General features: G+C 37.7%; 10 protein-coding genes. 5 read left to right on the forward strand and 5 right to left on the reverse strand.

Annotated features, from left to right (window positions below; translation table 11 throughout):
• Position 1: 1 nt before the first annotated feature.
• Positions 2 to 1,159, forward strand: a complete 1,158-nt coding sequence (locus tag V0410_RS14610) for a pyridoxal phosphate-dependent aminotransferase (RefSeq protein ID WP_330744503.1) — start codon at positions 2 to 4, stop codon at positions 1,157 to 1,159.
• 161 nt (positions 1,160 to 1,320) lie between these two features.
• Complete coding sequence (locus V0410_RS14615) at positions 1,321 to 3,750, forward strand: TonB-dependent receptor plug domain-containing protein (protein ID WP_330744505.1); 2,430 nt, start codon at positions 1,321 to 1,323, stop codon at positions 3,748 to 3,750.
• A gap of 168 nt (positions 3,751 to 3,918) precedes the next feature.
• Here V0410_RS14615 and V0410_RS14620 read toward each other — a convergent pair whose 3' ends face one another.
• Complete coding sequence (locus tag V0410_RS14620) at positions 3,919 to 5,136, reverse strand: PQQ-dependent sugar dehydrogenase (protein WP_330744507.1); 1,218 nt, start codon at positions 5,134 to 5,136, stop codon at positions 3,919 to 3,921.
• Positions 5,137 to 5,242: 106 nt separating this feature from the next.
• On the opposite strand from V0410_RS14620, the gene uvrB reads away from it, so the two are divergent.
• The gene (uvrB, locus tag V0410_RS14625; protein WP_330744510.1) at positions 5,243 to 7,234 is read left to right on the forward strand and encodes an excinuclease ABC subunit UvrB; all 1,992 of its coding nucleotides are present in this window, start codon (positions 5,243 to 5,245) and stop codon (positions 7,232 to 7,234) included.
• 79 nt (positions 7,235 to 7,313) lie between these two features.
• On the opposite strand, the gene V0410_RS14630 is transcribed toward uvrB, so the two are convergent.
• The 4 genes from V0410_RS14630 to V0410_RS14645 all read right to left on the reverse strand — a co-directional run bounded on the left by V0410_RS14630 (position 7,314) and on the right by V0410_RS14645 (position 9,999).
• Positions 7,314 to 7,505 carry a DUF3820 family protein gene (locus tag V0410_RS14630; RefSeq protein ID WP_330747708.1) on the reverse strand — a complete coding sequence of 64 codons (192 nt, stop codon included), beginning with the start codon at positions 7,503 to 7,505 and terminating at the stop codon, positions 7,314 to 7,316.
• Between the two features lie 52 nt (positions 7,506 to 7,557).
• Positions 7,558 to 8,637 carry an AI-2E family transporter gene (locus tag V0410_RS14635; RefSeq protein ID WP_110011749.1) on the reverse strand — a complete coding sequence of 360 codons (1,080 nt, stop codon included), beginning with the start codon at positions 8,635 to 8,637 and terminating at the stop codon, positions 7,558 to 7,560.
• Positions 8,638 to 8,649: 12 nt separating this feature from the next.
• On the reverse strand, positions 8,650 to 9,375 hold the full coding sequence (locus V0410_RS14640) for a beta-carotene 15,15'-monooxygenase (protein ID WP_227944421.1): 726 nt from the start codon (positions 9,373 to 9,375) through the stop codon (positions 8,650 to 8,652).
• A 72-nt stretch (positions 9,376 to 9,447) separates the two neighbouring features.
• Positions 9,448 to 9,999, reverse strand: a complete 552-nt coding sequence (locus tag V0410_RS14645) for a hypothetical protein (protein WP_330744514.1) — start codon at positions 9,997 to 9,999, stop codon at positions 9,448 to 9,450.
• A gap of 220 nt (positions 10,000 to 10,219) precedes the next feature.
• Here V0410_RS14645 and V0410_RS14650 point away from each other — a divergent pair, with 220 nt between their 5' ends.
• Complete coding sequence (locus tag V0410_RS14650; RefSeq protein WP_330744516.1) at positions 10,220 to 11,197, forward strand: aminodeoxychorismate synthase component I; 978 nt, start codon at positions 10,220 to 10,222, stop codon at positions 11,195 to 11,197.
• Entirely contained in the window at positions 11,181 to 11,807 is a 627-nt protein-coding gene (locus V0410_RS14655; protein WP_330744518.1) for an aminotransferase class IV, read from the forward strand. Before V0410_RS14650 ends, V0410_RS14655 begins: the two co-directional genes overlap by 17 nt.
• Position 11,808 lies beyond the last annotated feature (1 nt).

Below are 11,808 nucleotides of genomic sequence, written 5' to 3' on the forward strand. Positions count from 1 at the left end.
TATGTTTACCAATAACGATATCAACTTTGAAGCCCTGAAAAGAAAAGCCTACAACGGAAGATGGGCCACCCTGGAAGACGGCATCATTCCTCTTACGGCAGCCGACCCTGACTTCAGAACCGCTCCTGAAATAGAACAGGGAATTATTGAATACCTGAAAGACGGCTACCTAAGCTATGGGCCGTTTTCCGGACTTCCTGAGTTTAAGAAAAGCGTTGCAGAGCATTTTAACATAGAAAAACACGGAAATTTTTCACCAGAAAATGTATTGGCAGTCAATAGCGCTGCCCAGGGAATGTTTCTTATCGCATCCTACGTTCTTAATCCCGGAGATGAAGCCATTATCCTGGATCCCGTTGATTTTCTTTTCAAAAAATCAGTAGAAACTGCAGGTGGTAAAGTAATGCTTTGCCCTGTGGATACAACAACAGGAGAAATTGATTTTGAAAAACTGGTTTCTTTAATTAATCCCAGGACTAAACTTATCAGCCTATGCAATCCTCACAATCCGCTTGGAAAAGTTTATTCTAAAGAGGTTTTAATACAAGTCGCAGAAATTGCATCTGCTCATGATCTTTGGGTGATGAGTGATGAAATCTGGAGTGATATTATTTATGATGATAAAGACTTTCATACCTATTCTTCTGTTTCGGAGAAGGCCAGAAAAAAAAGCTTTACGGTATATGGATTTTCAAAATCATTCGGAATAGCAGGATTAAGAATAGGCGCTGTGCTGTGTAATGACCAGGATATTCTTGAAGACTTCACAGAGAAATCCAATTTCAATTCCACAATAGAAGGTGTTTCTACTTTATCGCAAATCGCGGGAAGTGTAGCATTGGAGAAAGCAAAGCCCTGGTACAAAGAGTTTCTGACTCATTTACAGAACAACAGAGATCTTGCGGTCAGACTATTAAGCCGTTCAGAAATTGTAACCCCTAATCTGCCTGAAGCTACGTTTGTATTGTTTCCAAAGATTGAAAACGGAATGACAAGTGATGAGTTCGCCCAGCATGTTCTGCAGCAGGGAAAAGTAGCCATTGTTCCGGGATCAGAAAGATGGTTCGGCAAAGGAGCCGAAGGACATATAAGAATTTGCTTTTCCACATCCACGGAAATTTTGGAAGAAGGAATTAACAGAATCATTACCAGCTTTTAACGTTAAAATTTTTAATTAAATTTGGGTAATTAATTATTATTTTTCCGAATTTATCACAAATCAACACTAAATTAAGATATTCATACTAAATATTTAAATTTAATATGGATATAAAAATAAATATTGATAATTTTGATTAAATCATCACTCAAATTATCAATATGAAGATAAAATACATCAGCATCATTTTACTTGGAGTGTCTACCTTCTCTTATGCCCAGCAGATAAAAGACACGTTGAAAGAATCCAAGATCGACGAAGTAGCCATTACAGGAAGCCGTAACAAAAAGAGAACGGTGGTTAATACTCCTGTTCCTATTGACATCATCGACATTAAGCAGGTAAGCCAGTCTACAGGGCAGATAGAAGTCAATCAGCTTTTGCAATTTTCTGCGCCCTCTTTCAACTCCAACAAGCAATCAGGATCCGATGGTGCTGATGCTGTAGATCCGGCGACTTTAAGAGGTCTTGGTCCCGATCAGACCTTGCTTTTATTGAATGGAAAAAGATATCACCAGTCTTCACTGATCAACCTTTTTGGAACCAAAGGAAGAGGAAATACCGGATATGATATGAATACTATCCCGATTGGTGCTATAAAAAGAGTGGAAGTTCTTCGTGACGGAGCTTCCGCCCAATACGGTTCTGATGCTATTGCAGGAGTCATCAACGTTATTTTGAATGACAGAGACAAAGGTTTTGAAGGAAATGCTTTTTATGGAATGAACCTTTTTAAAAGCCCCGGAAACAATGATGTTGTTTCTGATCACAAAGTAGACGGAACGACCTTTGATTTCAGTGGAAATTTGGGAACTAAAATAGGTTCAAAAGGAGGTTTCGGAAATTTTACGGTTGAATTTGTTAATAAAGATTACGCCATACGAAATGCTAATCCTGATCTGTATACAGCGCCAAGACAGCGTTTCGGAGATGCCAAGGCTCAAAATATTTACTTTTTCGGAAATATTGAACTTCCTTTATCTGATGGGCTGAAATTCTATTCCCGCCAGGGTTTTTCACATAGAAATACTAAGGCTTATGCATGGACCAGAACGCCTGATGCAGATGGCAATATCCCCGAAGTGTACCCTGCAGGGTTCAACCCGATTGAAAACACCAGCATTACAGATTTCACTTTTGACAACGGCTTAAAATTCAAGGTGGCGGACTGGGATGTAGATTTTTATAATGCTTTTGGGAACAATAGATTCACCTATCAGATAGACAATACCATTAATGCTACTTTAGGAGTCAAATCACCAACAAGTTTTAATGCAGGAGGACACTCCTTGCTGCAGAATACAACAGGGTTTAATGCCGTGAAACAATTTAAGGTACTGGAAGGACTGAATATTGCTTTCGGATCAGAATTCAGATATGAAAAATTTGATATCATTAAAGGAGAAGAAGCCTCCTATACCATGTATGATAAAAACGGAAATCCTGTTACACCAGACACCCCTGAAAGTTTACTGGTTACCAACCCTTTAAATGACAATAGCGTAAGACCAGGCGGTTCACAGGGATTCCCGGGGTATTCTACGGATATCGGCAAAAGCAGAAATAACTTTGCTGCGTATGTAGATACTGAACTGGATGTGACTAAAAACTGGATGATAAGCGTTGCCGGTAGGTTTGAAAATTATAATGATTTTGGAAGTACGCTGAATGGTAAGTTTGCTACACGATATGCATTTACTCCTCAGTTTGCTTTCCGCGGTTCCGTTTCCACAGGGTTCAGAGCGCCTTCTCTGGCTCAAAAATATTACAGCCAGCAGTTTACTAACTTTCAGGAAAAAAAATTAGTTACCATTCAGCTCGCATCTAATGATAGTAACATTGCAAGCAGTCTTGGAATTCCTCAGTTGAAACAGGAAACCTCTGTGAACGGAAGTGCAGGATTCACTTTCAACACAGGAAAATTTACAGCGACAGTGGACGGATATTATATTCAGGTAAAAAACAGAATCGTTCTTACCGGGTATTTCGCACAGGCAGACTTGCCAGAAAAAGTTCAAGAAGAAAATCCATATATTGACCAAGTACAATTCTTTTCTAATGCAATTGATACCCGCACGAAAGGAGTTGACCTCATCTTAAGCTATAGTGAAAATATAGGCTCCGGAAAACTGACTGCTACTTTAGCCGGAAACTATAATGATATGGAAATCACAAAAGTAAATACTTCGGAACAATTAGCAGGGAAAGAAGACATTTACCTGAGCGAAAGAGAAAAGGCTTTTATCCTTGCCTCTGCACCTAAAACAAAAATGAACTTAAACCTGAATTATAAGATCAGCAAATTTAATGCGAATCTGCAGCTGGTAAGATTTGATAAGGTTACTTTGATTGGTTATGACGGTACAGAACAGGTTTATAATCCAAAAGTAACAACAGACCTTTCTTTTGGTTATGAATTTAGTAAGAATCTCAATGTAACCCTGGGCAGTAAAAATCTGTTCAACAGATATCCTACCCTGCAAACCACCCAGGTAAGTAATGGAAACACAGAAGGTGGAGGTATTTTTGATCCTGTTCAGATGGGATTCTCCGGAAGACAGGTTTTTGCCAGACTTAATTTTAAGTTTTAAGAGAATAAAAAGAAACTGTATCAAAATGTCATTCTGAACACAGACTGAAGGTCTGCGAACATAGTTCAACAATGTAGTGAAGAATCTTATGTTATTGGTTTATAAATGAGATTCTTCCTTCGTCAGAATGACAAAGGTGAAATTATTAACCTTTGATACAGTTCTTTCCTATTTTTTTGAAATTTTATAAAGCTTACCGCTATCTGTTACGGCATACAGATTTCCATCCATTCCATTTAATACATCCCGGAAACGCTCTTTCTGATCTGCAAGAAGACGTTCTTCTCCTACTACTTTATTGTCTTTCATGACAATTCTGTCAATATGCTCACCGCTTAAACATCCGATAAACAGATTGCCTTTCCATTCGTCTATATTTCCTGTGTAAAAAGTTATTCCACTTGGTGAGATCACAGGATCCCAATAATAAACCGGCTGTTCTGTTCCTTCTCTCTGTGTAATTCCCTGTCCTACTTTTTCTCCGGAATATTCAATTCCATAGGTTACATCTCCCCAGCCGTAATTTTTTCCGGGTTGGATCAGATTGATTTCATCACCGCCTCTTGGCCCCATTTCAACATCCCATAGATTGCCATTGGGATCGATGGCCATTCCCTGCGGGTTCCGGACTCCGTAAGCGTAGATTTCCGGTTTATATCCTGGCTTACCGATAAAAGGATTTCCCGGAGCCGGTTGGCCATCCTTTGTAATTTTTAAAATTTTCCCAAGATAATTATCTGTTTTCTGCGCGTATACACGGGTAACTTTATCTGATCTTTCTCCTGTGCTGACAAATAAGTTTCCATCCTTATCAAAAGCAAGACGGCTTCCATAATGCTTATCTCCATCATAAGAAGGTTCTGCACGGAAAATGACTTTTACCTCTGAAATACTTTTAAGATCTGCCGAAAGCTTGCCTTTGGCAACAGATGTTAGGTTTCCTTTTCCAAATGGTTCCGAGAAGCTGAAGAAAATAATACTATTGGTTTTAAAATCAGGATCAAGAGCAACATCCAGCATTCCTCCCTGCCCTTTTGAATCTACTTTTGGAAAGCCTTCTATTTTGGAGACCTGCTTCCCATCTGGTGAAACAATATTCATGTACCCTTTCTTATCGGTGACGAGGAATTTCCCATCAGGTAAATTGATAATGCCCCAGGGTCTTCCAAGGTCTTTATTCAATATTTCTATGGCATAGGGCGTTGTTGTTTTTACAGCCTTAATTCTTGTCTGTCCTTTAAATGCGGGCTTGTAGTCAGAATTGGGATTTTCCGTTTCTACACTTCCGTCATTTCCTGTCTTCTGAGCATTCGCATGATTCTCTTTGCACGAAGATAAAAAAAGAAAAAGGCTTACTACAGGAATATAAAATTGATTGATTTTCATAGCATTATGATTAGGTGATTGTAGGCTATGAATGGAAAAATAATGCCACAAAAGATGATATAGCCTAATAATTTCTTTCGTATTTTTGTTGTATACATTCTTTTCTATGGATTTTAAGCTTCACTCAGAATATAAACCTACCGGAGACCAGCCCCAAGCTATTGAAAAACTTACTGAAGGAATAGAGATTGGTGAGAAATATCAAACGCTTTTAGGGGTAACAGGTTCCGGAAAAACCTTTACTGTTGCGAATGTTATACAAAAAGTACAACGTCCAACTTTGGTACTGGCACACAACAAAACTCTTGCTGCACAGCTCTTCATGGAGTTTAAAGAGTTTTTTCCCGAAAACGCAGTGGAATACTTTGTCAGCTACTACGACTACTACCAGCCCGAGGCCTATATTGCCACCACAGGAACTTATATTGAAAAAGACCTGAGCATCAATGAAGAGGTAGAAAAACTACGTCTTTCTGCAACTGCCAGCCTTCTTTCGGGAAGAAGAGATGTTTTGATTGTAGCTTCTGTTTCATGTATCTATGGTATCGGGAATCCTACGGAATTTCATAAATCGTTGATTTCTATCGCCATTGGTGAGAAAGTTACCAGAACTGCTCTTCTCCATTCATTAGTTAACGCACTATACGCGAGAACGCTAAATGAATTCCAGAGAGGAACATTTCGTGTAAAAGGAGATGTCATTGATGTTTTCCCTGCCTACACGGATAATGCAATCAGAATTCAGTTTTTTGGAGATGAAATTGAAAAGATTCAAAGTTTTGATCCGGTAACAGGAAATGTGGAGGATAATTTTGATCAGATACAGATTTATCCTGCCAATCTTTTTGTAACATCGAAGGAGACCTTAAATGGCGCCATTAAAGAGATTCAGGATGACATGGTAAAACAGGTTGATTTCTTTAGTTCTGTCGGGAAGCCTTTAGAAGCAAAACGCCTTCAGGAAAGAACAGAACTGGATCTTGAAATGATCAAAGAACTTGGCTATTGCTCAGGAATTGAGAACTATTCAAGGTATCTTGACGGCCGTCTTCCGGGAACGAGACCTTTCTGCCTTATTGATTATTTCCCTAAAGATTTTTTAATGGTTATCGATGAAAGCCATGTTACCGTTCCACAGGTTCATGCCATGTACGGAGGAGACCGAAGCAGAAAAGAAGCATTGGTGGAATACGGTTTCAGACTTCCGGCAGCAATGGATAACAGACCTTTAAAGTTTGAAGAATTTGAAGCTATTCAGAATCAGGTTATTTATGTTTCTGCAACACCTGCAGATTATGAACTGGAAAAAACGGGAGGCGCTTATATAGAACAGATTATCCGTCCTACAGGGCTTTTAGATCCGATTATTGAAGTAAGACCTTCACTGAACCAGATTGATGATCTGATGGAAGAAATCCAGAAAAGAGCCGATGCGGATGAAAGGGTACTGGTGACTACTTTAACCAAGAAAATGGCAGAAGAACTGACCAAGTACTTCACCAAATTCGGAATCAGAACGAGATATATTCACTCAGATGTAGAGACCCTGGAGCGTATTCAGATTATGCAGGATCTTCGTTTAGGGCTTTTTGATGTATTGATTGGGGTTAACTTATTAAGAGAAGGTCTGGATTTACCTGAAGTTTCTCTGGTTGCCATTCTGGATGCTGATAAAGAAGGAATGCTGAGAAGCAGAAGATCAATGATCCAGACCGTAGGGCGTGCCGCAAGAAACGTGAACGGAAAGGCAATCATGTATGCAGACAAAATCACAAAATCCATGCAGGCTACTCTGGATGAAACCGAATACCGACGAGCCAAGCAAATGCAGTACAATGAAGAGCACGGTCTGAAGCCAAAAGCATTAAATAAAAAGATATCCGAAAATCTTGTAGGAAGAAGCAAAGACTTCCCTGATGAAAAATATACTCAAAAGGAAATTCTTCAGAAAGTTGCTGAAACAAAAGCAACCTACGCCACTGAGGATATTGAGAAAATGATTGCCCAGAAACAAAAAGAAATGGAAGCGGCAGCAAAAAATCTCGACTTTATTAAAGCGGCTAAGCTGAGGGATGAAATTTCAGCATTGAAAGTGTAAAAAATGATTATAAAATAGTTTCGGCGGCATCTTCGATGCCGCCGAAATTATATACTAAAATGGGTATTTTTAATTTTTATCATCCATTCCTTACTGCTGCCCTGATAGGAGTCAAAAGATCCATCAGCCCGTTTAACTTGATCTCGTAAACCGTTGAAAGCTGCATTCCCAATTTTCCTTTTGGCATTCCGTTTTTATTAAACCACTCCAGATAGCTGATAGGAAGGTCCACCAGAACCGTTCCTTCATATTTACCGAAAGGCATTTTCATTACACAGATTTCTTTTAATATTTCGGGATTAAGTCCTTCCACTTTTATATAATTAAATTAATTGTTCTTTAATATCATCCTGAGCGGGCAGTTCAAGATCCGGAGGAGTATCTTCATCCGAAAATTCGTTCCTGTATACCTGCACCAGAAGAAGTGTCAATGAGATCAGAATAGGTCCGAAAATCAGTCCCATAAACCCAAACAGATTCATTCCCATAATGATTCCGAATACGGTATTCAATGGGTGAATATTTTCCAGTTTCTTTAAAAGGGTAAAACGTAGAAGATTATCAGTAAGTCCTACCACCACAAGGCAGTAGATTGCTAAACCAATTCCTTGTCCGGTATTACCTTCCGCAATCATAAAAATGCACACGGGAACGTAGATAATAGCCGTTCCTACTACAGGAATTACAGAAGCGGCAGCCGTTAATGCAAAAAGCAATGCTGCTCCCGGTGCTCCAAAAATCAGATAACCGATGAGAGCAACAATCCCCTGCCCTACTGCTACAACCGGAATTCCGATAGCATTTGCCATGATTAATTTTCTCATTTTATCGCCAATCAGAGAGATATTTGCTCTCTTCAGCGGAGCGGAAGAAGTCAGAATCTTTTCAAAGAGCCTCGGTTTTTCCAACATAAAATAGAGAATAAAATACATGGACATCACAACTGTAAGCGTATTGAATGTCCCACTGACTGCAGAAGTAGAAAATTTTCCTACATTATCTTTCAGTTTTGCCATATTTTCTTTGCTTAGAATATCAAACCCTGTTTTTGAGAAAATATAAGCATGTATTTTATCCAGGAAAACATTGAACTTGGCCATATAAGCCTGTGCATTTCCCAGTTTATCAATAATCAGATCGGCAATAAAATAGATCGGAAGAATAAGAACAATAAGACTTGCAAACATCAATGCAAAAGCAGCCAGTGACGGTTTCCATTTCTTTTCTTCCTGCAGATAAAAATTATACTTTCTACAGACTACATAAATGGTAATCGCTCCCAGAACCGAGGGAATAAACAATGCCAGATTAAAGCAGATCAATCCTGTCAATACCAGAATGATGGCCAGTAACGACATCTGCTTTATCGCAACACTGCTTATTTGTTTGTCCTTATTCATCATGTATTTTATATTTTATTTACTGTACATAATCTGTCTTGGTTTTCCTAAGAAAGCGCAATAGGTAGAGTACATTACAATCATAATAAAAGGAGCTGTCAGGATAATCCCTATTCCACAAAGAATAATTCCCGCAACAGAAATCAGACCTCCTAAAAATCCGGTTAATAAGAAAGTTCCATAATTTTCTTTAGCAATATTGAACGACTTCGATAAAGCCTCTGTAGCTGAAGCATTTTCAAATAACAGAATCGGATATCCTATTAAAAGGAAAGGATATACAAAAATGATAGGCAGAACACATAATGCCAGAGCAATGGAAGAAATTATCCAAGCAAGAAGACTATAAATCAAAATGTTTACAAAATTCTGGCGGTATCCGATAAAAAGATCAGAAAATTCAATCGGACTTTTGGTATTGTATTTATTGACCATATAGATCAATCCTACATACAAGGGAGATAATAAAAGTCCAAAAAGGCTGGACGCTCCCATATATAAAGGAAGTCCCGGAGCACTCCAGTAATTAAAATCTCCACCTGATTTCATTTCTTCCACCATAGAAGCAGAGTCAAACCCGGTAAGCATTTGAATAACAGAACCTCCGATAAGGTAGATGATCATAGCTACAATTCCGTAACCGAAAACGCCTTTGTACATTTCAAAAGCATGAGAAATAATTGATCCCGTTTCTCTGTTGGGTACAGAGCCCTGCTGATCAAATTCGTTAAATTCAGACATAGTTTAAATATTTAATGATTTTACCAAATTTACTTTTTTTTAGTAAAAAATCCCATTAAACACGAATGAATTTTAACTTTTCTCTGAAAAAACGGTTTTATACAATGAGTAAATCATGGCATTCCAAAAAGGAAAAGTAAATAATCCTCCAATAAAAAATAGGGCAAAGCCCAAATACTTAAATAGAAAGGCAATGATTACACATACCGTTATTTCCAGAAAATACATTCTGAGCGCTTTAAAATTCAGGGAAATGGATTCAAAGATTCTTTTATTGGTAAAAAACATCAACGGAGCAACAAATACAGTTGCTATCACCCAAACGATTCCAAGAATAATAGTCTGGGCAGCATTGATATAAATGAAAAACCAGAAAATATAATATCCTATGTACTTAAAAAAGTTAAGTCCATTATATCCCACCAGTAAATCTCCCAGCTCCAGCTTTTCTTTAAGATCAATTTTTCTGTAGATCTGATAAAACCCGATATTGAGAGGATAGAGAAAAATCATAGTCCCCACAATCATCAGAGAAAAATTCTGAAATTCCGGAGTAGAAACCATTTTAGTATATTGTGCGGCATAGGCCTGCATGCCATCCTTCAGATACTTGCTAGTTTCCATGTACTGGCTCAAAATATTATATTTGAGATCTGCGGCGAAAAATACCGTGAGGAAAATTCCAAAGTAAAAAATGGAAAACATCAACTGAAAAACGAGTGTTTTATTCCAATAAAAAAATGCCTGCTTCAATATAAAATCTATTCCCGGTTTCTGAGGATATTTGTTCTGCATCGTAAAAAAAATTTATGCAAAAGTAAACATCAATAAGTACTTTTGCAGAATGTTTTCAGTGAATCATCAAAAATTTATGGAAATGGACGAGCTTTCTCTTCAGAAGGTTCCCTATTTTTTCATCATCGACTTTCTCTCGGAGAATGTTGAAATCTATCAGGAAAATGAAATTGAAAAACAGGGCTTAATTGTTGATTTTCAAGAATTTTCAACCTCAAAAGAAACCCATGCACTGAATAAAAAAGTGGTTTGGAAATCCTTTCCTGAAACATTGGAGAGCTTTCAGGCCGGCTTTGATAAAGTTCAGAAAAATATTCGTTTAGGAAACTCTTACTTAGTAAATTACACTAGAAAAACACGTATTGAGACTAATTTAACCCTGGAAGAAATTTTTTATCATTCAAATGCGAAATACAAAGTTTTTTATAAAGATTTTTTTGTATTTTTTTCTCCGGAAACTTTTGTAAAGATCATTGAAGGAAAAATTTTTACCTATCCCATGAAAGGAACCATTGATGCATCTATTGAAAATGCAGCAGAAATTCTTAAGAATGATAAAAAGGAGAAGGCAGAACATTACACGGTTGTAGATCTCCTCAGGAACGATCTAAGCATGGTAGCTGACGATGTAAAGGTGGATCAGTTCCAACAGATTGATTTTATCAAAACCCGGCAGAAGGATCTGTATGCAATGAGTTCCGAAATTTCAGGGATGATAAAACCTGAATATGAGGGAAAAATAGGAAGTATTATGAAGAAACTGCTTCCTGCAGGCTCTATTTTAGGAGCTCCCAAACCTAAAACACTGGAAATTATTCTGGATGCGGAAGGGTATGACAGAGGATATTACACGGGAATCTGTGGCTGGTTTGACGGCCAAAATGTAGACAGCTGTGTAATGATACGCTTTATTGAAAAAGAAGGAGATCAATTGTATTTCAAAAGCGGAGGCGGTATAACGCACATGAGTAAATTAGAAGACGAATATCAGGAAATGAAAAATAAAATCTATGTCCCAATTCATTGAAAGCATTAAAGTAGAAGATCAGGAGGTTTTTCTATTGGATCTACATCAGAACCGTGTCAACCAGACGTTTTCCCATTTCGGGAAAGAAGACTCTATTGATCTGGCCAAGATCTATAAAAATCTGCAGCATGATGAAGATGGTCTTTTCAAGCTGAGAATTGCTTATGACCTTGATAAAAAGATCAGAACACAGATGATTCCTTATGCGATTCCTGAAATACAGGACTTTCAGCTGGTAGAAAACAACAGCTTTGATTATTCATTCAAATTTGAAGACCGCAAAGAGCTCGATAAAATGAAGATGAAAGCAAAAGCAGAAGAAATTATCATCGTCAAAAATAATCATATCACTGACACCTCCTTTTCCAACCTTTTATTTCTAAAGGGAAAAGACTGGTTCACTCCTTCTACTTACCTGTTGAACGGTGTGCAGAGACAACATCTTTTAAAGCATAAAAAGATCAAAGAAACGGAGATCACTTTACAGAATATAAAGCAATTCACCCATTTCCAGATCATTAATGCGTTGAATGATTTTGATGATATGTTTATCTATCCTATCGATAGAATTATCAATCTGCCGGGGAATGAAGAATATCTTGATCTTTAAA

The organism is Chryseobacterium sp. CP-77 (assembly GCF_036362765.1).
GTDB classification, from domain to species: Bacteria; Bacteroidota; Bacteroidia; order Flavobacteriales; family Weeksellaceae; genus Chryseobacterium; species Chryseobacterium cupriresistens.

What these genes read in the sequence shown, in the direction of transcription:
- V0410_RS14610 (WP_330744503.1), top strand. Translation starts at nt 2, where the DNA reads ATGTTTACCAATAACGATATCAACTTTGAAGCCCTGAAAAGAAAAGCC.
- V0410_RS14615 (WP_330744505.1), top strand. Translation starts at nt 1,321, where the DNA reads ATGAAGATAAAATACATCAGCATCATTTTACTTGGAGTGTCTACCTTC.
- V0410_RS14620 (WP_330744507.1), bottom strand. Translation starts at nt 5,136, where the DNA reads ATGAAAATCAATCAATTTTATATTCCTGTAGTAAGCCTTTTTCTTTTT.
- uvrB (WP_330744510.1), top strand. Translation starts at nt 5,243, where the DNA reads ATGGATTTTAAGCTTCACTCAGAATATAAACCTACCGGAGACCAGCCC.
- V0410_RS14630 (WP_330747708.1), bottom strand. Translation starts at nt 7,505, where the DNA reads ATGAAAATGCCTTTCGGTAAATATGAAGGAACGGTTCTGGTGGACCTT.
- V0410_RS14635 (WP_110011749.1), bottom strand. Translation starts at nt 8,637, where the DNA reads ATGATGAATAAGGACAAACAAATAAGCAGTGTTGCGATAAAGCAGATG.
- V0410_RS14640 (WP_227944421.1), bottom strand. Translation starts at nt 9,375, where the DNA reads ATGTCTGAATTTAACGAATTTGATCAGCAGGGCTCTGTACCCAACAGA.
- V0410_RS14645 (WP_330744514.1), bottom strand. Translation starts at nt 9,999, where the DNA reads ATGGAAACTAGCAAGTATCTGAAGGATGGCATGCAGGCCTATGCCGCA.
- V0410_RS14650 (WP_330744516.1), top strand. Translation starts at nt 10,220, where the DNA reads ATGTTTTCAGTGAATCATCAAAAATTTATGGAAATGGACGAGCTTTCT.
- V0410_RS14655 (WP_330744518.1), top strand. Translation starts at nt 11,181, where the DNA reads ATGTCCCAATTCATTGAAAGCATTAAAGTAGAAGATCAGGAGGTTTTT.